The organism is Herbiconiux sp. SALV-R1 (genome assembly GCF_013113715.1).
Classification (GTDB): Bacteria; Actinomycetota; Actinomycetes; order Actinomycetales; family Microbacteriaceae; genus Herbiconiux.
Genome location: NZ_CP053344.1, coordinates 2857250 through 2879199, shown reverse-complemented (window position 1 = coordinate 2879199; position 21950 = coordinate 2857250). Strand labels below are relative to the sequence as shown.

The window sequence follows — 21950 nt, the reverse complement described above, 5'->3', positions numbered from 1 at the left end:
CTCGCACTCACTCGCCGTCAGTCGCTGCCCGACTCTCGAGCAGCCGCCGCAGCGTCGCGCGATTGACGCTCAGGTTGCTGAGGCCCATGGCACCCAAGACACCGGCCCACGCCAGCTGCCACCAGTTCTGCCGCGCAACCGCGTAGATCGCCAATGCGATCACCCCCACGAGCATCACAGCGCTCGCGATCCGACCTACTCGCAGCCACCTCAGCTGCTTCTGCACCGACGGGGTGAGATCGGGTGGCCACGGCTCGCTCCACGAGCGCCGAAGCATCCACACCGCCCCCACCGGCAACAGGATGCTCGCCCCCACCAGCACCACCGCCCCCGTAATGCTCCACGGCGGGTGCGCCAGCAACACGCCCCCGCCCACCGCGATCACCACCGCCACTCCCACGGCTATCCACCCGGCGGCCCGCGGACTCACCCGCTCAGCCACCGCCCCGGTGGGGCTGGTCGTGTTCGATTCGTCACTCGCCATGTGAGTCGCCCCCCTGCCTAGTCGGCACCGCCACGTTCGGTTCGGGGATGCTCTGGGCCCGCTCGAACGTCCGCAGTCGTACCGCCTGCCACGCGAAGTAAGCCGCGACAACCGCGAACCCTATCGCCAGCAGCCAACCCCATGACCGGCCCTCGCGGTCGAGCACCCACAGCCCCACGGCCCCCACAGCCAAGACCCCATTGACTACGGCCGACCCCGCTAGGCCTCGTGACGTGAACCCACGATCCCAGTACCGGTTGCGCCTACCGACCCCCATGCCCTGGACCCTACGACCGGCTGCCTGCACCGCACACCCCTGCGACGGAGATGTGTGCGGTCATGGCCGAAGGCCGCGTCGGAATCGTGGCGCGCGGGGTGGGCCGGGGCCGCTGCGACGCCTGCGGCAGGCCGGGGAACGCGAAAGGCCCCCTCGCCGGGACTGTTTGGGGCCAGGCCGACGAGGGGGCGATGCATCTGCGCCACGGAGTGGGTGCTCCGTCAGGTCGCGACACGGTCGAGACCTTGTGACGTCATCGGGTCCGACAGAAGAAACCTATCGGCCGCATAATCGACGATCGACGAGAAGAGTGCTTTTTCACCCCTCGCGTCACCCGCTATTCGACGGGGGGCTCGACCGTGACTTGGAGTGCCGAACCGAGTGGTGTCGTCTGACCGCCGATAGTGAAGCTTCCCGCGATGAGGAAGGCGGCACGCCGAGGGTTGACAGCCGCCCACCGGAAGTAGAGCGCGATGACCACAGTCCCACCGGCCCCCACCGTGAGTGGCCCGGTGAGATTCAGGCTCGATCCGGCGAAGTTGGTGCTGAAGGCGAAGTCATCGTTGACGACGTCTCCCAGTTCGCCGTTCGACGTCTCCGCCTCGGACGCGGTGGGGAGTGTGACGAGGAACGACTGGCTCGGGTCGACGTCATCGCTTTCCGGCGTGGGCTCCGCTGCCAGCACGATCGAGAGCGTCTCGCCTGAGATGGCCTGCCCAGAGGTGTTGGTGATCGCGATCACCCCCGTGACGATGTCGGAGGTGCGCAGCGCGATGAACGCCGCGGCGAAGTCGACGGTGACCCTCGCTCCCGACGCCGCCGCCAGGGGCGTGCCGACCGCGAGTGCCACGACGGGCACTGACCAAGCCGCACCCTGCAAGACGGTGCGGCGATCGAGCTCTCCGGTCACGACTTGCTCTCGCCCGTCGGCGAAGCAGGCGTGGTCACCGGAGTCGCGACCGGCTCGGCAGGTGCCGCGACAGGTGCCGCCGCTGCAGGCGCCGGCGTCTCAGCCGGAGCCGCCGCAGGAGCCGCAGCCGGCGCAGGCGTCGCCGCAACCGCCGGGGCCGGCGTCGCCGCCGTCGGGGGAGTGTCGGAAGCCGACGGCTCCGCGTTCTCCTCCTTCATCGCCTTCGTCTCGTTCTTGAAGATGCGCATCGACTGGCCGAGACTCTTGCTGAGCGCCGGGAGCCTCGTCGCTCCGAAAAGCAGCAGAATCACCACCAGAACGATGATCAAGTGCCATCCGTTGAGGTTGCCGAGCATCGGATCCACCCTTTCCGTTGGTCCTCAGGTCGTCGAAGTCTACCCGAGGCACCTTTGCAGGGTCAGAGAGATCTGAAACTGCCGAACGGGAACACCACCTGGAACACCTTGCCCACGACACCCGACCGCTCGACCAGCCGCACGCATCCGTCGGTCGTCGCGGGTGCCCCTCGGCACAGCGCGATGGAGTCGCTCGAGGCCGAGCGATGGTCTCCGAGCACGAAGTATTCGCCTTCGGGCACGGTGTATTCGCCGAAGCAGCGGAGGGATGCGGGGGTGGAGTCGCAGTCGAGCGTTCCGGCCTCGAACGGCAGATTCTCGAACACGTAGGGTTCGTCGAGGGGCTCGCCGTCGACCAGGATGCGCCCCTCGGCATCGCAGCACGACACCGTCTGCCCGGGCCCGGCTATCACTCGCTTCACCAGCGTGTGCCGATCAGATGGGCCGATGCCCACCACTCCGCCGAGCCACCGCACCGCGGCCTTGAGCGGATTGGTCTCGGGTGCCGCCTCGCCGTCCCATGCCTCGGAGGCGTCGAAGACGATCACATCGCCGGTGGTCGGCTCGGAGCCGAGGTAGGCGAGCCGATTGACGAGGATGCGGTCGCCGACCTCGAGGGTCTGCTCCATCGACCCCGACGGCACGTAGTAGAGGCGCACGAGAAAGTTCTGCACCAGCGCGAGCACGATGAACGCCGCGACGAGATTCACGAAGGGGTTACGGGCCAGCCGCCTGAGCAGGCCGGGTCGCGTCGCAGTCGTCGAGCTCACACGAGAACGCTAGCCGATCGGCGCTCGCAATCCTGGAAGGTGAATTGCAGGGTGAAAAGTATTCCTTCTATAAGGGGGTGTGGAGAACGACCCCTAGCGTCGGTTTTGCGACGTCTTCGATGACGTTCGCGACAAGCCCACTACCCACGGGGGATACACCTATGACTCAGAACACTCCTGACTTCCCGAGCACCGACGCCGAGACCCAGACCCGCGGTCTCACCCGCCGGCAGGTCGCCGTCGGCGCCGCCTGGGCCGCGCCCGTCATCGCGCTCGCCGCTGCTACGCCGCTTGCCGCTGCCAGCGGTGGCGGACCGTCCGACGCCACCTCGATCTCCGGCGCCACCTCGACGGTCAGCACCAACCCGTCGACGGTCGTCCCCGGTGAGTACCCGGGCGTGCAGGTCACCTCGGCCTTCACCAACGGCTACCTGCAGATCAGCAACATCATCGGCACCTGGGACACCGGCATCCTCCGCCTCGACATCAACAACGCCGCCGGTGGCACGTCGACCGCGCGCTCGATCGTCGACCAGAACGGTGCCACCGTTCCCACCGGCGCCTCGGCCATCGGCCGCACCTACGTCGCCGGCGGTATCGTGTGGACCGTCACGGCCTCCTCGAGCACCCTCCTCACCCTGACCTCGCCTTCGCAGAGCGTCGCGGCCCCCGGCCCGGTCACCTTCCCCGCCCCGGCGTTCACGGTGAAGGCCACCTACAACGGCACCTGGGAGCAGGACGACGAGGGCCAGTGGCCTGTGTACTCGGCGTCGTACGTCGTCTCGGCGGGCAACGTCGCAGGCGGCGGCGGCGCAACGGGCACCTTCCCGTCCGACCCGTACGCCCCGCCGGTCGGCTGATCGAGCGGTCTGAAGGAAGCCCCGTCGCAGTCTCGCGGCGGGGCTTTCGCCTTGTGTTGGGCACTCGCGTCGGGCGGTGCTCAGGAACCGCGCCGCACTAGGCCCTCGGTGCTGAGCGCGTTCAGTGCTGCCTCGACCAGGGCTTCAGGATGCGCACCTTCCGGTGCTCCGTGTCTCGCGACCACCGCATCCGTCACCCGCGACAGGTCCTTGGGCTCGTCGAGCGCGTCCCAGATAGCAGGGCCGATGCCGTCAAGCACATGCACGTTGCGCCCGCTGAGAAAGAGGTATTCGGCCCCGAGATCGAGCACGTCGAGGGTGGCCGCGCGAGCGTAGTCTCCGGTCGGCACGTGCTCATCAAGGTCGACGGTGGGAACCACCGTCCAGCCGCTCTGCGCCGGCTGCTTCACAAGCTGGGGAACGACGTCTGCAACGTCGGCTGCCTCACGGTAGTGCAGCCGGGACACACCGCCGACCTGATCGAGCAGCCCCGCTAGGCGCTGAAGCGGCTGGGGGAGCTCGGGAAGGTAGCTGAGCTCTGGAACGACACCGAGGATGGCGTCCCGTAATGACACCGGCTCTGCGGTGGGGGGGCCTTCGTGCTCGGCGTCGCGCTCGAGCAGCACGATTGCCGCGATGCGCAGCGGCTCGGAACCCAAGGGCAAGAGGCCCAGTTGTTCGGGTGGGATCTGCGTCTTGATGTGGGGCTTCGTCTCGTCGGTGATGACGGAGAGTGGCTTGCGATACGGATGCACGCCACCGCTGATGTCGATGCCCACTGTCTCATCCGTGATGTAGGAGAAGTGCTGAGCTACATTGCGCGCAAGCGTCGTCTTACCTCGACCCGAGGGGCCGACGAAGGCGACGACCCCGCCGTCGGGCAATGCGACTCCGCAGGCGTGCAGCATGACGAGCTCGGATTTCCTCTTCTCGATCGCGGCGAGGGTCACCCGCGTCGAGAGCATGGCGGCCAGCGACTCCACGTCGCTCGCAGTGACCGCGCTAGCATCACTAGGGCGAGGCGCCAGCCCGGCGGACAATGTCGCTTCGACGGGCAAGTCACCATCGATGGATGCCGATTCCCAGATCTGCGCCACATGCAAGCTGGCATCCGGCGAGATGGTGTCGTCAAGCGTGATGCCGATTGCAGTTCCCAGAGCGCTGATTCGTATGGCGGCACTCATGGGGAAAGGCTAGTGCATTGCTCGTCGCGAATGCGGTACTGCATCAAGCCCGCGGCCTGACGCTTCGGCCGCTTCTCTGGCCTACTCCGCCTGGCCGGGCTACGCTGGCGGATATGGACGCATTCTCCTGCCCTCGGTGCGGTTCTGTCGATGAGGCTGAGCGAGAAGAGAATGAGATCGCATTGATCGGTGTGTGGACATGTCCGAATTGCGGTTATCAAATCGGAACCGCGTTCGAAGGGATGGAATGAGGTCCTTGCCCTCCCCCGACGTGGTTCTGCGAACTGTCGCCGCCGCGAAGCTGCCCCGAGCATCGCGGGATGCGGCCGTCAGGGCTACTGTCGTTAATTACCGTAGCTCGGCGATGATGTCAGAGCGTCCGCAAGTCGATTTGTCAGATCTATAATCTGGGCTCCCACTCGTTCGTGAGTGGCAAGTGAGCGTCGAAAGGGGTCTTCAACGTCAATCGTCCCCCGCTTCGTCAACAGTGAGCGACTACGGGAGGCATCCGTAGCGACGTCGAAAATAGTGCGACTCGGAGCCGAACCCGGCGCTGGAACTTCGCTAGGTAGCTCTTCGAGGATCCTGACGATCTCCGTGAGTGTGAATGTTCGCTTCATGGCGATCGGATATTCAAGCACAAGTTCATCGAGCTGATCGCGCGTCATGGTGATGATGAGAGACGAGACTTCGACATGAGATCGAGAGATCTGAGTGCCGGCATGTTCTGGGTCAGCCCCCGCGCGGGCGGCGATTGTTGCGGGGATTGTATCCATGGGTGAACCGACCACCGCGTGAAGGCCCGCGCTCATCACTTGAAATCGAGGCGCAGCGGCATCAGCGTTTAATCGACTGCGTAACACTTTTTCAGCGAGGGGCGATCTGCAGATGTTCCCAGTGCACACAAAAAGCAACGTGGACGGGCCGGGCGGCGGAGCTTGCCGAGCGAAAGGATTGCCAAACATCTCACAGGCCCCGGGCGCGAGACCGGAGTTCACGACGCGTTGCTGCAGGACGTGGTTTCTCCTCTTGAGACGCGTCAGTGTCCACAGTCTCCGATCCTGAAATTTGATCAATACCTGCGCCAGCAAGAATGTCGTCGAATGTTGAAGCGGAGGAACCGTCGGCAGCCGTGCCGCCATCAGCGGGGTGGGGAAGAGGTGGGAGGGTAACCAGTAAGGGGTTGGCCGCTGCATCGATAGATGCAGCCGCTATCGGATTTGTCTGCGACGAGTGTGGCGGAGTGACAGCCGGTTCGATGTCAGCCGAAGGACTCGCACCAGACAGGTGGTCGGCGTGGTCTGGCTCGGAATCCGGACGGCTACGATAGTCCCCTTTGTACCCGTAATATCCGTAATTCGAACCCACTCCGCGTCGCGGAACACGATTCAGGATGATGCCCAGGGCCTGTCCATTCGCTCGCTCGAGGTTTTGCAGTGCCTTTGAAAGTGCTTCAAACGTCGTCTTTCCGATACTCGCGACGACGAGTGCCCCATCCGTGTTGTGGGTCAAAATCGCGGCATCAGTCACCGGGATGAGAGGCGGAGCATCAATGAGCACTACGGCATGTTCAGACAGTTCTTGCAACAACGTGTGCATACGCTCGGATCCGAGAAGTTCGCTCGGATTGGGCGGGGTCTTCCCAGCGGCAAGGATCAGTAGTTTGCCTGACGTGCCCCAGGGCTGAAGTACGTCAGCGACGTCAGACCGACCCGCGAGTACCTCGGTGAGACCGGCGCCGCCAACAAGATTGAATGTCTTCGACACCGTTGGTCGGCGCAGATCTGCATCCACTAGGACGACGGCTTGCCCTCCGGCGGCTAGCGCGATTGCAAGGTTTGCGATCGTGGTCGACTTACCGTCACCTGGCAGTGGGCTTGTCACAACGATGACTCGCGGGGGGTTATCGACGTTCATGTACTGCAAATTCGTGCGGAGTTCCCGCAAAGACTCGGCAACAGCGACATCATCGTCGTCATCTCGTGAGTAATCGGTCGCGCCATCCATTGCGACGAGGCGATCCTCATCAGTGAATCGTTTATCGACGGGAATGCTGCCGACGACGGAGACCTCGAATTCTCGTTCCACCGCTTCCACCGTTCGAATTCGGCGGTCGAGCGCATGTCTAATGAACGCATACACCAAGCCGAGCACAAGGCCGGCCAGGAGACCAATACCGATGGCGAGCCTCGTATTCGGAGACGTCGGTGACGTCGGAAGCACTGCAGAATCGAGGGCAACGAGCTGCACGATGCTTTCCGTGCCCGCGTCCGATCCACCCTCGATGGCAGATATCTGTGTGGCCATTCCCCTGAGCCAAGCTTCGGCGAGATCGCGAGCATCTGTTGGGCTCGGGCCGGTGGCAGTGACTTTGATCAGCACGGTTTCGGCCGGATTTGTAACCGTGATCCGGTTGACAAGGCCCTCCGGGGTGACTCCCGTGAGGCCGAGTTCGTCGATTGCCGACTGTGCCACGGCACGCGAAGTTCCAATATCGATGTACGACTTCACCTTCGACTGAGCAAGATTGTCGCCCACGAGAGCGTTGCCGGTATCAGAATTTGAGCCCGCAGTGACGTACCCGCTCGAATCGGCGGAGTAAATCTTCGGCTGCAGCAACGTCCACCCGAAGGCTACGGCCCCGCCAAGGAGTGTGATCAGCACGATTGCAAGCCAGTGCGCTCGCAGCACTGGAAGATACGAGCGAAGCTCCATCTAATCCTCGATTCGTCAGGAGCGAGTCTCCCGTATTCCCCATGACACGCGCGGAGTACCGTGCGATTCGCCTTATTCTACGGGCCGGGGCGATCTGGTGGTTATCGACGTCAGTTGCTTGCTGTCGCGTCACGTAGAATCTCGTCGACGAACCAATGTGGTTGGGAGCGAACAGCATGGATCAGATTCGAGTGCTCACGGTTTGTTCCGGGAACATCTGCCGCTCTCCTCTCGCCGAGCTGATGATCGCCGAAGGCGTGCAGGACATTCCTGGGATCTCGGTGTCTAGCGCTGGGACGGTGGCGCGCGACGGCGACCCTATGCCGGAACCGGCCCAGGCGCTCGCGCATCAGTTCGGCGTGGATCCTGGTTCCCACCAAGCTCGCTACCTCACTGAGCCCATCGTTGACGAAACTGACCTAGTTCTTGCTCTGTCGCGGTCGCATCGCAGTCAAGCCGTGCAGCTCGCCCCGTCGAAAATTCGGAGAGCCTTCACCATTCGGGAATTCGCGCGGCTGGCGGAGACGCTTCCCGACGATGAGATCCGCGCCGCGGCCGTGGGCGATTCCCTCCGAGATCGACTGGATGGGGTCTTACAGCGGTTGATGGCGCAGAAAGCCGTGATCGGGCCTCCCGCGTTAGCCGATGATGACGACGTCATCGACCCCTATCGGCGCGATGAGGCTACATACCAGCAATCGGGTGCAGAGATCGCCCCCGCCGTGGCGCAGGTCGTTCGTGCCTTGCGTCTCATTGCAAATCCCGCGGGTGCCCTCGTGAAGTGATGAGGCTCTCGCCTGAGAATCAACGGTTTGTGGCATTGGTGAAGCGCTTAGGGGGAGCTTGTGATGACGGCTGAGACTCGTCGGCCTGAGACAGTGGTGGCCGAGCATGACTGGCGGTTGGCCTACAGCAGGCGATTGGCATTAACAGACTTCGTTGTCATCGCCATTGCGGTGACCGCGACTCAAGTGCTGTGGTTCGGTGCCTCGGCGGACGGAGTTGCTTTCCGCGGTAACCTGGACTTCCTCGCCATTAGTTACACGGTCGTTTCTGTCATTCTCACAGTCTGTTGGACCGCAATCCTCGGGATCTATGGCTCTCGCAGTGATCGACTCGTTGGGACCGGGACCGCAGAGTACAGGTCGGTGGTTGATGCCAGCCTGCGTATCTTCGGAGTACTCGCAATTGTGGCGTTCCTTCTCAAGATCGACTTCAGTCGTGGCTACTTCATCGTGGCCCTTCCACTCGGAACCCTCGCACTTCTGGCGGCGAGATGGGGCTGGCGGCAATGGTTGAATCGGCGACGGGCGCGTGGGGAGTACTCAGCCCAGGTGCTACTTGTCGGATCGGAAGTGTCAGTCCTCCACACTGCAACGGAACTGGCCCGGCACCCCCAAGCCGGGTACCACGTGGTGGGAGCATGTGTGCCGAGCGGTCGTGTCGCCGACTACATTCCTGGAACGAACATCCCGGTCGCGGGCAGCGTCGACCGAGTGGGTTTTGCCATAGAGGCAACGGGCGCCGACACCATCGTGATCACTAGCTCTGACGAACTATCGCCTGACAAAATTCGGGAGCTCAGCTGGTCTCTTGAGCCAGGCCGGCAGCATCTCGTTGTGGCACCTAGTCTGACGGATATCGGGGGGCCCCGCATCCACACCAGACCGGTGGCCGGGTTGCCTCTCATCCACGTCGAAACACCCCGCTACGAAGGGTTCAAACGTTATCAAAAGCGCATTTTCGACATCGTGGCCTCGGCGCTGTTGATCGTCTTGTCGGCGCCAGTCCTCCTAACCATCGCTGTGGTCGTGAGACTTAGCACCCCGGGGCCCGTGCTGTTCAAACAAGAACGCGTCGGCCTAAACGGGTCACCGTTCCGTATGTTGAAGTTTCGTTCCATGGTGACCGACGCGGACGCTCTCATCAAAGACCTTGAGCACTCGAATCGCACCGAAGGCAACGCGGTGCTTTTCAAAATGAAGGACGATCCGCGCGTGACGGCCGTAGGCCGTGTGCTCCGAAAGTTCAGCCTCGATGAGCTGCCGCAACTATTCAACGTTCTGCGGGGTGACATGTCGTTGATTGGGCCACGGCCGCCGCTACAGCGGGAGGTCGACCTGTATGAGTCGCACGTACACCGACGGTTCCTGATGAAGCCCGGCATCACGGGCCTATGGCAAGTCAGTGGTCGTTCCGACCTCTCATGGGAGGACTCGGTTCGCCTGGATCTTTATTACGTAGAAAACTGGTCGATGGTAGGTGACTTCATTATTCTGCTCCGCACGGTTCGGGCAGTGTTTGCCAGTAGCGGCGCGTACTAGTTGTACTGACCCAGGTCGTCCTCCGTGTAAGGAAGCGTCGCCGAATGTAGCTGGAGCTGCCTCCCCCAACAGCTCGAACGCGCGGAAACTGCTCGCGCCCAATGGATTCAGTCACGACACCGCGGCCGCGCATCTCGCTAAGGGGAAATGGTCGACAGGAGTCTCTTCGTGCGCGGTGCGACCGTTCGATTTCGCGAGGACGTCGGCAAGCGAGATCTTGGAGACGAAGTCTCGTCCCGCGAGTAGCAACGTCTAATGATCATCGCCGGTCAGGTCCACCAGCGATTCATTTATATCCAAGTCGGCCGTCAGCATATGTGGCTGCGGTGCATGTATTCGTCGAGGATGCGGGCCGAACGCGAACGGGCCCAAAGGAGGGATGAATGGGGGGTCGTCATTGGGAAGCGAAAGGTGTTTGCCGAATCCGACCCACCCAAGTCCTGACAACCGGGCTACGTGATAGGCGCGTCTCGCTTCCCACTTTCGCGATGAAAATCAGCCCCAGGTCGCGCCACTGTCTGTCGAGCGAAGTACAGTTGCTCCGGCCCACAGCCAAATCACCGACCCCTTACCTGATAGCGCAATCTCGGTGCTGCTATTACCAGTTTCAACACAAGTCGACACCGGACTCGCGGGCCCTCCAGGCTGTTCGTCGATTCCCGAGATGAACACACCCGTGCATGCTGCTTCATCAGACCTTCCAGCAATCAGATAGCCATCCAGACCCGCGCCGATTGCCTCGGCTCGAGCCACAGACGGCCCTTGAGTCCATGTCGCGCCGACGTCGGTAGTCGTATGAATTGAACCATCGGAGCAAAGCACCGCAGCTGATGAATCATTGCGTGAAGCCAAACTGACAGCCTGTGCGCAAGGCGACGTTCTGATTCCCGCAGGTGTGTTCACGGCGGCGTTGTTAGTTGGCTCGATGAACCAGGCCGTAGCCGTCCTATCGGGGTAGGCGGCCCAGGCTGCCCCACCGTCCGTTGTCCCCACCCATGTCGCGCGGCAGTCGGTCTTGTCGCGGGCGATCATGAATACTGTTGAGGGATCGGCGGTTGACTCGAGCGATAAGGGCGAAGACAATCCACCTGCAGTCCCGAGATCAAAGCCATCCCAACTTCCGCCTCCGTCGACGGAGTGCTCGACCAGGACGTCCGCTCGCGGGCAGCCTGCGACGGATGCGCGCCACGCCGACTGGTCGTCGAAAACCGTAATCAACCGGGTCGCGGGTTTGAGCGGGGTCTGTAAGCCGTCAGCGTTTGCCGAGGGAACCGGAGAACGCGTGGGCCCGCCAAACGGAGCAACAGAGGAGGCCGGAGTGTCTGATCCGACGGACGCGGCAGTCACTATCAAGACAGCATCGACAACGAGAAACGATCCGATAGCGATGGCGGCCAGCACGCGCCTCATAGTCCGCGCCGAGTTCGGGTTAGTGCTTTTTGCCACTTCGACGTCCGATTCGTCGATGCGAGGTCACGAAGGGCACCACTATTTACGGCCGCGACGGGGGCGAGACTTCGGCATCACCTCGGCCGGCTCATGGCTTCCTCCGTAGTAGCTATATTCGGTTCCGCCATAGGCATCCGGACCCTTGCTCGGAAGCATCGTGAGCACAATGCCAATGACCTTGCTATTGGTCTGATTCAAGTTGCGGATTGCGCCAACCACCTCCGTTTTCTTGACTTTGCCGGCAGCGGCAACAACGATCGCGCCCGCCGTAAGGTTGCTCAGCACCGCAGCATCCGTTACGGGCAGCAACGGAGGAGAGTCGAGCAGCACGTAATCGACCTGCTCGTTGAGGGCCGCTAGCAGACCCACCATCGCCTCGGACCCGAGTAGCTCACTCGGGTTGGGAGGCACCTGGCCAGCTGGGAGTACAAAGAGGTCTTTATTGCCCCATCGCTGAAGGACGTCCGCCAGCGCCGCTCGACCGATCAAGACGTCGGTGAGGCCCACTGCTCCTTCAAGCCCCATGTACTCGGCAAGCTTCGGGAGGCGAAGATCTGCGTCAACGAGGACCACACGAGCGCCGGTCTCGGCGAGGGCGAGCGCCAGATTCGCCGTGGTAGTGCTCTTTCCTTCGCCCGGAATGGATGAAGTGACCACAAACGCACGGTTATCTTGGTCAACGTTCACAAACCGTAAATTCGTGCGCAGCCCCCGGAAGGACTCAGCGCGCGGGTTGCGAGGGTCGGTGTGAACGATGAGCGGGTGCTTAGTCGACTCCGCGTCGTACGTGGTGCCGCCCAAGATTGGCACATCTGTCAGTGCTTCGATGTCATGGCGACCGTGCACCCGCGTGTCCAGTGTGGATCGCAGGACCGCTCCGCCCACTCCGATGATCAAACCCAGAACGGCGCCAATGCCGATGTTCAGCGCAAGATTGGGGCTCGACGGTTGCGACGACGGCTCTGCAGGCTGAATTGTCTGCACCTTTACCAGGCTGGGGCCGCCATCAGACGGTCTTTCCAGTTCGTCCACCACGACGTTCTGGAAACTATTAGCCGTAGCGTTGGCGATGTTCGCTGCCTGCTGAGGATCTGGATCGGTTGCCGTTATGGAAATGATTACCGTTCCGGTAGTTGAGGATGCGGAGATCTGATTCTCAAGTGATGCAGCTGTGGTATCGAGGCCGAGTTCGTCGATGACGGGGTCGAGAACGGAGGGGCTGGTCACCACGGCCAAGTACGACTGCACCTTCTGCTGCGCGTAGCTGTTGCCCTGCACCAGCTCGCCCGTGCTAGTCGAATCTGTGGTCTGAACCGAAACAAAGATCTTGGTCTGCGACTGATACTTGGGGGTGGCGATGATAGCAAGTGCGGACCCCAACGCGATTCCAAGCAGGAGCCCAACGACTATCAGGACCCAGCCCTTGCGGAGAACGCGAATGTAGTCTTGTAGCGTCACGCTTGAATGCCTCTCGTTGCCGACCGGGTTTGGCGGAACGACTCGGCTTCGCCAAGGGCGCTGAGCCGGTACCCCCAGGCTGATTGTTTCATACTCATCAGGCTGGCTCGAATCAAACGTCATGCCCTGCGATCGACTACCACCCTCGTGCGTCGTGATCTAACGACGAAAAGCGCCGTTCTCTCGCCCGTCTCTTGTAGGCTCTGATCCCTAGACCGCGCGTAGAATGACGCGGACGTTTCTTCTACGGGGGCTAAATGAAGGCTGTGCTAGCGCTTTGCTTTATTGCAGTAGCCGCGGGGGCGATAGCGCTCGGTGCCGTCCCACCGGTTCCCGCCTACGCGAACACCGACAGCAGCGATGGCGAGTTTATTGCGCAACCTTTCGCAAGCGCCATCTCTCTCTCGTCAGTCGAGCCGCCAGGCATCCCTATTGAGCCAATCCCGCTCCCGCCGGTGGTCACGGACCCTGATCCCCAGCCTGAGCCGGAGCCGACGACGGTGCCGGAACCGGAACCGGAGCCGGAGCCGGAACCGACTACCGAACCCCAACCCGAGCCGGTCCCAACCACGGATCCACAGCCGGAAGTTCCGCCAGTGGAGGAGCCTGCGCCGCCCGTAGTCGAAGACCCGGATGAATTCGTGGACGATGGGTTCGTCGACGACTCGGAGCAGGAAGAGGAAGTAGTCATTCCTGTCGCCCCGACCCCGACTATCACGCCGACGCCGAGCCCCACCCCGATTCCAGCTGTAGATATATTCGCTCCATTTTACCCGCCATCCAGTGGCGCGGCTCGTGACCTTATGCCGCTGGTCCTCGGTGGATCTGCAGCCGGTCTCGTGGTCCTGGCCGCGATTTCCTCCTTTGTCGTTTCTCGATGGAGGACGGCTCGGCTACGGTGGTCGATCAGCCATACAGAACGCCGGGAGAATTTATCAGTGGCGAGCGGCAACGGCCGGCGCGATCATGCCACGCCGCACGCTCTCGATATCTCGGCTCTCTTAGCGGAAAGGGCGACGGCGAAGTCGCGGAAGCGGCCGATGGCCGAATCCCTGCTTCTGAGTTTGCCGCGGAGAGAAGAATCACTAAATTCGGCGTCCAGTGCGCATCGGTTCGATCTGCCAATGACGAACAGAATGACGCAGGAGCGATCCCGTAGCAGTGCCGGCGTGAGGGGAACTGACCTTACCGATGTGCTTCGCGGCGGAAGGTCCCGCACCATGGAGACGCGAAAGCCTGAAGCGCGGTTCGACACCGGAATGGCGCCTCGTCGCAACACGAGTGTGGGCCGGAAGCCGGTAGAGATCAGTCTTTCGCTCCCTGTCAAAGCTGCTGCGCAGTCGCACGGCTCCTCGCTCCTCGCGTTCCCGGCCGCGCTGAGGCGTCGGCCCGCTGAGGCGAAGCGGTCGTAGCCCGGCGCCGGTATGGTGCAGAGGCAGCGACTTGCCTAAAGTCCAACACTCTGACGTACTGAAGCTCGTCCGCCCATTGGAAATTGTTAGAGCCGCCTAACGAGGCCCCGACGTTCTAAGTCGACCAGAAATCCGGTCACTTGGGGCTGAAGAGCAGCAGTGCTGGTGCCGTACAAATGTGCAAGGTCGCGCAGGATATCTCTCAGCGGACTAACCCCATCGATGCATTTCCAAATTTCCCATGCAGAGTTCTCCAAACTCAGCGGCACAGGATTGCCAGCAGACAGCGGCAGCACAACCACCCCGCTGGCTTCTTCCACGAACGCGATATCGGACCTCCGGCACCACACGGCAGAATCGCTCGAGGGGAGATCCGCTGCCATGCGGCAAGGTTAGCAGGGCATCGGATGTGGCAGATTTTGGGTGCGATAGCCTTGCCCCATGAGCTCGGACGACGCCGCGCGGCAAGGAGGCGGGCTAGCTGCTGCCGCCTTATCGAGCGCGGCCGCGGTTCCGCTGGCGGCTGCGTTAGTAAGCTCGCGTGCCCGTCGCCTTGACATTAGGCTACTTGTAATTAAGGGGGTTGTTGCCGAGCTTCACGGCATCCGTGCCCCGCGCATTTATGCTGATGTCGACGTCCTTGTCGAAAGCTCGCGATTCGCCGACCTGCTCACGGAACTCGCCTCGGCAGGCTGGCATGAACGCGGACCGGTGTGGGTCTATAAGAAGATCAGTGTGCACTCGCTGACCCTCATCCACGACGACTGGCCCTGCGACATCGACGTGCATGTGCGCTTCCCCGGTTTTCTCGCCGATGACGACGTCGTGTTCGAGGAGCTCTGGCGCCGACGCACCGAGCTATCAATCGCGGGCGTTGATGTCGTTGCCGCCGACGAGGTGGGCAGCTCCGCCATCCTCGGTCTGCACTCGCTCCGTAAACCCGACAATCCTCGCAACATCAGCGAACTCGCCTACCTGAGTGACCGTCTGCGCGGCCGGGTGGAGGTCATCGATTCCCTGGCCCGCGTCGCAGCGGCAACGGGAAGCACGCAGACGCTTGGCCCCTTGCTGGAGTCCCTCGCTGCTCCACGGGTTAGCGGCCTACCGGTGTCGCCGAAGCGCCTGCGGGCGTGGCGCTGGAGGGGAACTGGCTCGTCGCGAGCCGGCCAGTGGCTAACCTACCTCGAAGACGTGCCGTGGTACCTGTGGCCGAAGGAACTTGCTCTCGTTATCTGGCCGCCGCGCGACCTCTACATGCAGGAGCATCCCTCCATGCCGGACTCGACCTGGGCGCTCTTCCGCGATCGTGCGCGTCGGATCGTCACTGGGGCCGGGGATGTCTTGCGCATGATCACGGGTCGGGGCCAACGACGTTGACGACGGTGGGCCGGTAGGATGTTGCCTGTCGACGACCGACGGGGATGGTCGGAGACGGCCGGGATCTCCATCACGAAGCCAAGAATGGAGACTGTCTCGTGAATGAGAATCGCGTGCTGATCGAGCCGATCGACCCACGGAGGTCGAAGCCCGGGGGCGTCGACACCTGCATCCGGGGTCTGATCAAGTATCGGCCCGACGACATGGACCTCTTCATCGTGGGAGTGGACGCGGTTGGCGACGCAATCATCGGCGAGTGGCGAACCGAGATGCTCGACGGCCGCAGCGTGCAGTTCCTGCCCGTCTACCGCGCCGACAACACCGTCATGCGCCCCAGGGTGCCGCACATCGCCCAGCTCGTCTGGGGGGTCTGGAAGTACCGCAAGAAGATCAAACCCGACACTCTGCAGACCCACCGCATAACCACGGGGTTCGCGGTACGGCGTTTCTTCCGCAAGCCGAATCACGTGCAGTTCATCCACAACGACGGCGACGACAGCATCAAGCTGGGCAACGAGTCGTACTTCAAGAAGTTCACCGGTCTGTTCCGCTTTCTCGAGAAGCGCGCGGTTCGCGAGTGCTCTGATGTCGTCATCTTCAACAGTGCTGCGGCGAAGCGCCTCAGCCAGTGGGGTGACACGGTGCGGTTCTCGCCGACCTGGTATGACGACGAGTACTTCTACCCAGCCGAATCGAGTGCCGAAAGCAAGCGCACCGACCTGCTCTGGGTGGGACGGTTCGAGGAGACGAAGGATCCCCTTCTCGCCGTCCGCGCCCTGAGTGAAGCCGGCCCCGACTACACGCTGACCATGCTCGGCGGCGGGTCGCTCCTGCAGAAAACCAAGGACCTCGCCTCGGAGCTGGGCATCTCAGACCGGATCGATGTGGTGGGTCCGGTCGAGAAGCGGAGCGTCTCCGACTACCTCCGCCGCCACTCGGCGCTGCTGATGACCTCGCACCACGAGGGCTTCCCGCGGGCGGTGGTCGAGTCGCTCGCCTGTGGGCTGCCCGTCGTCACCACGGCGGGTGGGGAACCGAACGGGCTCGTGGTCGAGGGTGTCAACGGCACGCGTATCGCCGAGCGCACGCCGGCCAGCACGGCGGATGCGGTGCGTCGCGTCAACGACGTCGCATCGGCTGATGCGATCGCCTCCGTCGAGCTGCTCAAGGCCACAATCCTCGTGCCCTTCGTTCTGGGCCGCGAGACGCCCGCGATGGAGGAATTGCGGTGAGCCGCACGATCGTCTTCGTGCTCCCCTCCCTGGTGGGCGGTGGCGCAGAGTTCGTCACCAAGATGTGGGCGCAGGAGGTTGCCGCTCGCGGCGACCGCGTCGAAGTCGTGCTGCTGCGGTCACGCGAGGGCGAGCCGACGATCGACGGTGTCAGCATCAAGCCTTTGGCGAGCGCCGGAGCAGGTCGTGCCGGTGAGATGAAGGCCCTGCGCGATTATCTGTCGAGCACCAAGCCCGACGTGGCGATCGGCATGATGACGAGAGCCAATTTCCAGCTGCTCTCGGTCGTTCGCTCTCTGCCGCGCCGGCAGCGCCCGAAGGTGGTGATCAGCGAGCGCAACATCCCGTTCGCCGAAGCGCACCACAGCGCCCTCCACGTGTTCGTGCGCGATACTGCGTACCGCCGGCTCTACTCCAAGGCCGACGCGTTCATCGCGATCTCCCATCCGGTGGGCGCGGTCTTCCAGTACGCCGCCCGTCTGAAGCGTGAGCGGGTCTGGGTCATCCCGAACCCGGCCATCGCGAAGTCAGGCATCGAACTGCCCGCCGATCCGGCGCCGGTCAAGGGATCGGTCACGCTGGTCGTGCCGGCTCGGGTGGTAGCGAAGAAACGCCCTCTTCTCGCGATCGAGATCGCCGACCGGCTCGCCGCCGACGTCGACGTCTCTGTGCAGTACTTCGGGGTGGGGGAGCTCTCCGACACGGTCGGTGCCGTCGAACGCGACTACCCGATCGAGCTGATGGGCCGCATCGAGAACTGGTTCGATCACATCCCCGCGAACGGTGTCGTTCTACTGCCCTCTGCGGTCGAGGGGTTCGGCAACGTCCTGCCCGAGGCGGCCGCCCGCGGGGTGCCTTCCGTTGTCGGCTCGACGGCCTTCGGAAGCGCCGACGCGATCGTGCCCGGCGTGACCGGTTACTTTGCGCGCGCCGACTCGGTCGACGAGTATGTCGACGCGGTCCGCCGCGCCGTAGAACTACCCAGAGCGGCCCCGGAGGGGTGGCTCCACGAGTTCTCGGCCGAGAACAGCGTCGAGCTCCTACTCCGTCTCGTCGACTCCCTGAAGTAGTCCGCGCGGCCGCGCGGACTACTTCAGCACGCGGAGGATGCGCACATGCAGCGAGACGCACTTCAGCAGGTACGACACGGCCAATCCTGCTGCTGCCCCCTCGCCTCCGGCGACGATCGCCCCGAGGGCTACGAGAACAATTGTCAGTACGGCGAAGACCGTCCCGTTGAAGCCGACGAACCTCTCCTGGCCCTGACTCTGCAGGACAGATCCGAGTGGCGGAGCCAGAGCTACGAACGGCAGTCCCACCAGCATCAGAGCGAAGATGGTGCCTCCGCCGGCGAACTCGGGTCCCATCAGAAACACCACGAGCGTCTCACTAAGAAACGACGCCGGGATAAGGACAATCAGTGTCGCCATGAACAGTGCTGTGAGCTTGAGGGCGGTACGCCGCGCGGTCGTGGAGCTCTGGCGAGCCACGTGGGGTACTACTAGTGAAGTGAGCGTCGAAGGAATGAGGCGGAAGGGGTTCATGATTTTGGACGACGCCGAGTACAGACCGGCCGAGTAGGCGGATGCGAAGAGTCCGACGATCGGTATGTCCAGCTGTCGTGCGCCGGCTGTGACATTGCTGATCCAGAACGGCCAGGCTCGCTGTGCGACGTCTTTCAGCTGCCCCGCCGTGAAAGGGGTCTCGTGCGACACCTTGCCGCGCATCCAGCTCCTGATCTGGATCTGCCCGGCGAGGGCCGCTGCGGCGGTGCCGAAACAGAAGGCCAGCACGGCGTCGATGCCGACGAGTACGGCGGCGCCGAAGGCGACGAGTGCTAGGGCGCGACGAAGCAGCACGTTGAACGCCGGTACGAATTTTTTCTTGTCCGCAATCGGTACGCTCAGGGTGGTTTCAGTGTTCTTCTCCAGGGCGGCCGCCAGCCCCAGAAGAATCACGGCGTAGGGAACCACGCCGAGAAGCGCGAAGACGGCGAGGGCGATCGTCAGCAAAAAGCCGAAGGCAATGGTCGACGTGGTATTGAACCGGAGCGCGCCAATGACCAGGTCTTCGTTTCCCCGAGCTCGTTCCCGCGAGATGAACGTCGCCATCCCGAAGTCGGCGATGAGGAAAACGAATGAGGTGACGCTGGTGACGATGCCGAGCACACCGACCAGCTCTACGCCCACGAGGCGCCCGAGCCAAACGAATGCGAGCGCATTCAGAACGCTGGCGAGGCCCCGAGAGATCAAGATGAAGAGAAACTGCTGCTTCATCGGGCCTGGTCCGCAATCTCTTGGTCGGCCGCACGCATGAGGGCAGCCACGCCGGCCACCATCTGGTTCGTCGAGTCGGTGTCGGAGATCTTGCGCGCAGGCGCGCCTGCCCAGGTCGTCCCCGGCTCGACATCCCGGCCCACCACGGAGTTCGCGCCGATGACCGACCGTGAACCGATAGTAATGTCTCCGTAGATGACGGCTCCCGGCGCGATGTAGATGAAGTCTCCGCCGCGGGGTATGCCACCTGCGCTGACTCCGATGTTCACGTTGTTCTGGATGCAGCACCAGTCACCGAAGCGCGCCTTCGTGTGCACCACGATGCTCCCGTAATGCGGGAGGCCGAGGCCTTTGCCGAATGCTCCGGGAGGAATGGAGATGCCGGTGAGCACGGCCAGACGACTGAGACGCCGATTGGCCACGACGCGCAGCACGCGGCTCAGGCCGGATGCTCCGGGCCGGCGATAATATTCGGCGACCCGGAGAGCCCTCAAGAATCTGATCGTTGGCTTGGTGCGCTGCCTTAGACGACTCATCCCCGACGCGTTCTGGGCAACCAGATCTGCGGCGAAGAACTCATGGAGATCGGCCCGATTGCGGATTCGGGAGGTGGTGGAACCGGTCGGAGCATCCATCGAGGCGGAGTGATACCAAGCCATTCCCAGCAAAGCTCTGGCCTTGCTGACGGGGCCCGCGCCAGGGATGCGCCATAGCATGCGGTACTGCCAGTAGAGGCGAGGTCGGGCGGCGCCCCGATCGAACGAGCCCCGGTGCTTGGCAAGGAACACCCAGCCGCCGGCGACACGGCGGGGGGAGTTGTCGGTCAGCTGACCGTCGCCGTGCTTGCGTACTCCGACGAGCAGCTCGTCGCAGACGGCGTAGCTGCGCTCGGCGAGAAGAAAACGCAGGAAGAAGTCGGTGTCGTTCATGACGGGCAGTGAGTCGTCGTACCCGCCGAGGTTCTCGAAGGCCTCACGGCTGATCAGGAGTGTACTTCCAGTGACTCCTGGGCTCTTGATGAACGCATCACGCGGAGTCAGAGCCTCCGGGGGCCGGGTCTCCCCGGAACGCTCCGAATCTGTGAAGCGGTAGAACGACGTCACCACGGCATCGGTCGCACGCTCCGCCAGGCGCTTCAGCGCGAGCGTGAGGTATCCGGGCTCCCACAGGTCGTCGTCGTCGAGGAAGGCGAGAAGGCTGCCCGTGGCCGTGCGAGCGCCGAGGTTCCGAGAGGCGGATGCGCCGGGCGCGCCCGTGGTGCGCCGGACGAAGATCACCGGCACTGTCGCAAACCTGGCTAGATCCTCGATGACGGCGGCGGTCGCACCGTTGTCATCGTCGGAGACGATGATTACCTCGCCCGGGAGTGACTGCTGAGCCAAGACGGATCGAACCGCTTCGGCCAGGTATTCGGGTCGGCCGTGCGTCGGAATGATGCAGGATACGGCGGTTGAGACAGGGCTTTCCTGTGTCAAAGGGCTCCCTCGATCAGAGTTTGGTGGATTTGGGTGCGTACAGGGAGCCTCGCGTGGCAGCACTCGGTGGTGGGGGCACGGCGCTGTTTATCGGCGTCAGAGTTGTCGTTGCGATCATTAGCATGAAGGCGAGGAGGCCGAGCGCTGTCCTCGGCCCGTCGATCGCCGCGTAACCCGCTATGGCGACCAGAATGGCCGACAGCCCGCCTACCGCGGGCAGATTCCGGTTCAAAAGGGCGATGCGATAAGCCGCGAGTATGAACAATCCCAGGGCTATGACCCCGGGGATACCCACGCTGATGATCAGCTGGAAGTAGGAGTTCTCAATGGGGAGCCCCTTCCAGTTGAAGGGCAGAGACGAGCCTTCTGAGGTGCCGGGGCCGGATCCCAGCCAGCCGTAGGCATTCGCCGTCGCCTCGGTGATGGTCCAGAGATCCTCACGGGACGAAGCTGAGCCGAGCCCGTCCACGCTGTTCGACCTTTCGACGAAGGCGTCGGAACGAACCGCGAAGAACGCAAAGACTGCGAAAGCCGCCAGCACGAGGATGACGCGGCCGCGTCCGAAGCGACGGCCGGCCAGGAAGGCGAAAACAAGCACGACGGCCACACCGATGCCGGCGGCGACGTACGACCCGCGGGAGACGGTCGAGATGACACCGAGCCCGTTGACGAGCGCCAGCAGGGCGAAGACGCGCCGGTTCGTATTCAGCCATTGACCGACGCAGAACGCGAAAGTCATGGCAAAGAACATTCCCGCAGTGAGCGGGTGGGCCAGCGATGCGTCCGCCCGGTAAACGGACCAGTGCTGGATTGGAGGAAGGCCGAGAACGCCGTAGAGAAGGTCGTAGATCGGGTTGGACTGGAGTAGCACCTGCACGCAGGCATAAGCGGCGACAATTGCCCCCGTCCATGGCCACACCCGCACCAATAGCGCGACCTCGCGAGTCTTCTCAACGATCAGGGTCGGCACCGCGATGAGGAGGATAAATCCGATCATCCAGACCACTGACCGGGACGGATTGTTGCTCAGCATGACGATCACGAACCAGACGATCGAAAGCAGAAGGGTCACGACAAGCAGTCCACGTCCGCGTTGCGTGCTTTCCGTATTTCGTTTGAGGGAGAACTCGACGATCTTACGCGCCGCCCAGATCGCCATAATGATTGCTTCAGGGGGGAAAAGCTCGAGTGCGCTCACGAAGAGGAGCCGGTCGGGTGCGAGTACCATCACGACGAACGCGATGGCCGGCAGGGTGTGAATGGGGATGGCCATCAGCATGATGAGAGCGGCCCCTCCGACCACCACGGCGATCAGAATCAGTCCGGCCGAACCGCCGCCTCCTCCGAGTACCGCGACTGCGGAACTCAGCACGTCTCGCCCGATCGCTCGT

18 protein-coding genes are annotated in these 21950 nt (G+C 63.1%); 6 read left to right on the top strand and 12 right to left on the bottom strand.

Features of this window, described 5'->3' with window-relative positions:
- Positions 1–7: 7 nt before the first annotated feature.
- The 4 genes from HL652_RS13815 to lepB all read right to left on the bottom strand — a co-directional run bounded on the left by HL652_RS13815 (position 8) and on the right by lepB (position 2797).
- The gene (locus tag HL652_RS13815) at positions 8–484 is read right to left on the bottom strand and encodes a hypothetical protein (protein ID WP_171705856.1); all 477 of its coding nucleotides are present in this window, start codon (positions 482–484) and stop codon (positions 8–10) included.
- A gap of 614 nt (positions 485–1098) precedes the next feature.
- Positions 1099–1671 (bottom strand): hypothetical protein, encoded by a 573-nt coding sequence (locus HL652_RS13810; RefSeq protein ID WP_171705855.1) that lies wholly within the window; start codon positions 1669–1671, stop codon positions 1099–1101.
- The gene (gene tatA, locus HL652_RS13805; protein ID WP_171705854.1) at positions 1668–2027 is read right to left on the bottom strand and encodes a Sec-independent protein translocase subunit TatA; all 360 of its coding nucleotides are present in this window, start codon (positions 2025–2027) and stop codon (positions 1668–1670) included. Before tatA ends, HL652_RS13810 begins: the two co-directional genes overlap by 4 nt.
- Before the next feature lie 62 nt (positions 2028–2089).
- Positions 2090–2797: a signal peptidase I gene (gene lepB, locus HL652_RS13800; protein WP_253743282.1), complete on the bottom strand. Its 708-nt coding sequence runs from the start codon at positions 2795–2797 to the stop codon at positions 2090–2092.
- Positions 2798–2958: 161 nt separating this feature from the next.
- Here lepB and HL652_RS13795 point away from each other — a divergent pair, with 161 nt between their 5' ends.
- Positions 2959–3657: a hypothetical protein gene (locus HL652_RS13795; protein ID WP_171705853.1), complete on the top strand. Its 699-nt coding sequence runs from the start codon at positions 2959–2961 to the stop codon at positions 3655–3657.
- An 80-nt stretch (positions 3658–3737) separates the two neighbouring features.
- Here the strand turns inward: HL652_RS13795 and HL652_RS13790 are convergent, their stop codons facing one another.
- From HL652_RS13790 to HL652_RS13780, 3 genes are all read right to left on the bottom strand, one after another.
- A complete protein-coding gene (locus HL652_RS13790) occupies positions 3738–4841 on the bottom strand; it encodes a PqqD family protein (protein WP_171705852.1) in 1104 nt (367 codons plus the stop codon).
- A gap of 344 nt (positions 4842–5185) precedes the next feature.
- On the bottom strand, positions 5186–5806 hold the full coding sequence (locus tag HL652_RS22060; RefSeq protein WP_371743645.1) for an arsenate reductase/protein-tyrosine-phosphatase family protein: 621 nt from the start codon (positions 5804–5806) through the stop codon (positions 5186–5188).
- 1 nt (position 5807) lies between these two features.
- On the bottom strand, positions 5808–7556 hold the full coding sequence (locus tag HL652_RS13780; RefSeq protein ID WP_171705850.1) for a tyrosine-protein kinase domain-containing protein: 1749 nt from the start codon (positions 7554–7556) through the stop codon (positions 5808–5810).
- 176 nt (positions 7557–7732) lie between these two features.
- On the opposite strand from HL652_RS13780, the gene HL652_RS13775 reads away from it, so the two are divergent.
- Positions 7733–8341, top strand: a complete 609-nt coding sequence (locus HL652_RS13775; protein ID WP_171705849.1) for an arsenate reductase/protein-tyrosine-phosphatase family protein — start codon at positions 7733–7735, stop codon at positions 8339–8341.
- A 63-nt stretch (positions 8342–8404) separates the two neighbouring features.
- Entirely contained in the window at positions 8405–9880 is a 1476-nt protein-coding gene (locus HL652_RS13770; RefSeq protein ID WP_171705848.1) for a sugar transferase, read from the top strand.
- Positions 9881–11368: 1488 nt separating this feature from the next.
- Here HL652_RS13770 and HL652_RS13765 read toward each other — a convergent pair.
- Together HL652_RS13765 and HL652_RS13760 are read right to left on the bottom strand one after the other, a co-directional pair.
- On the bottom strand, positions 11369–12787 hold the full coding sequence (locus HL652_RS13765; protein WP_171705847.1) for a tyrosine-protein kinase domain-containing protein: 1419 nt from the start codon (positions 12785–12787) through the stop codon (positions 11369–11371).
- Between the two features lie 1498 nt (positions 12788–14285).
- Entirely contained in the window at positions 14286–14582 is a 297-nt protein-coding gene (locus HL652_RS13760; protein WP_171705846.1) for a PqqD family protein, read from the bottom strand.
- A 58-nt stretch (positions 14583–14640) separates the two neighbouring features.
- On the opposite strand from HL652_RS13760, the gene HL652_RS13755 reads away from it, so the two are divergent.
- From HL652_RS13755 to HL652_RS13745, 3 genes are read left to right on the top strand one after another with little or no spacing between them, the layout of a single operon-like run.
- Positions 14641–15576, top strand: coding sequence for a hypothetical protein (locus HL652_RS13755; RefSeq protein WP_171705845.1), 936 nt, complete (start codon positions 14641–14643; stop codon positions 15574–15576).
- A gap of 44 nt (positions 15577–15620) precedes the next feature.
- Positions 15621–16808: a glycosyltransferase gene (locus tag HL652_RS13750; protein ID WP_171705844.1), complete on the top strand. Its 1188-nt coding sequence runs from the start codon at positions 15621–15623 to the stop codon at positions 16806–16808.
- Positions 16805–17878 (top strand): glycosyltransferase, encoded by a 1074-nt coding sequence (locus tag HL652_RS13745; RefSeq protein WP_171705843.1) that lies wholly within the window; start codon positions 16805–16807, stop codon positions 17876–17878. Before HL652_RS13750 ends, HL652_RS13745 begins: the two co-directional genes overlap by 4 nt.
- Positions 17879–17896: 18 nt before the next feature.
- On the opposite strand, the gene HL652_RS13740 is transcribed toward HL652_RS13745, so the two are convergent.
- From HL652_RS13740 to HL652_RS13730, 3 genes are read right to left on the bottom strand one after another with little or no spacing between them, the layout of a single operon-like run.
- Positions 17897–19084 carry an oligosaccharide flippase family protein gene (locus tag HL652_RS13740; protein WP_171705842.1) on the bottom strand — a complete coding sequence of 396 codons (1188 nt, stop codon included), beginning with the start codon at positions 19082–19084 and terminating at the stop codon, positions 17897–17899.
- Complete coding sequence (locus HL652_RS13735; protein WP_171705841.1) at positions 19081–20559, bottom strand: glycosyltransferase; 1479 nt, start codon at positions 20557–20559, stop codon at positions 19081–19083. Before HL652_RS13735 ends, HL652_RS13740 begins: the two co-directional genes overlap by 4 nt.
- A gap of 13 nt (positions 20560–20572) precedes the next feature.
- A complete protein-coding gene (locus HL652_RS13730; RefSeq protein ID WP_171705840.1) occupies positions 20573–21931 on the bottom strand; it encodes an O-antigen ligase family protein in 1359 nt (452 codons plus the stop codon).
- Positions 21932–21950: the final 19 nt, after the last annotated feature.

Coding starts and splice junctions, on each gene's coding strand:
- HL652_RS22060 (WP_371743645.1), bottom strand. CDS start 5,806: ATGTTTGGCAATCCTTTCGCTCGGCAAGCTCCGCCGCCCGGCCCGTCC.
- HL652_RS13770 (WP_171705848.1), top strand. CDS start 8,405: ATGACGGCTGAGACTCGTCGGCCTGAGACAGTGGTGGCCGAGCATGAC.
- HL652_RS13755 (WP_171705845.1), top strand. CDS start 14,641: ATGAGCTCGGACGACGCCGCGCGGCAAGGAGGCGGGCTAGCTGCTGCC.
- HL652_RS13760 (WP_171705846.1), bottom strand. CDS start 14,582: ATGGCAGCGGATCTCCCCTCGAGCGATTCTGCCGTGTGGTGCCGGAGG.
- HL652_RS13780 (WP_171705850.1), bottom strand. CDS start 7,556: ATGGAGCTTCGCTCGTATCTTCCAGTGCTGCGAGCGCACTGGCTTGCA.
- HL652_RS13795 (WP_171705853.1), top strand. CDS start 2,959: ATGACTCAGAACACTCCTGACTTCCCGAGCACCGACGCCGAGACCCAG.
- HL652_RS13790 (WP_171705852.1), bottom strand. CDS start 4,841: ATGAGTGCCGCCATACGAATCAGCGCTCTGGGAACTGCAATCGGCATC.
- HL652_RS13750 (WP_171705844.1), top strand. CDS start 15,621: ATGGTCGGAGACGGCCGGGATCTCCATCACGAAGCCAAGAATGGAGAC.
- HL652_RS13740 (WP_171705842.1), bottom strand. CDS start 19,084: ATGAAGCAGCAGTTTCTCTTCATCTTGATCTCTCGGGGCCTCGCCAGC.
- HL652_RS13815 (WP_171705856.1), bottom strand. CDS start 484: ATGGCGAGTGACGAATCGAACACGACCAGCCCCACCGGGGCGGTGGCT.
- HL652_RS13775 (WP_171705849.1), top strand. CDS start 7,733: ATGGATCAGATTCGAGTGCTCACGGTTTGTTCCGGGAACATCTGCCGC.
- tatA (WP_171705854.1), bottom strand. CDS start 2,027: ATGCTCGGCAACCTCAACGGATGGCACTTGATCATCGTTCTGGTGGTG.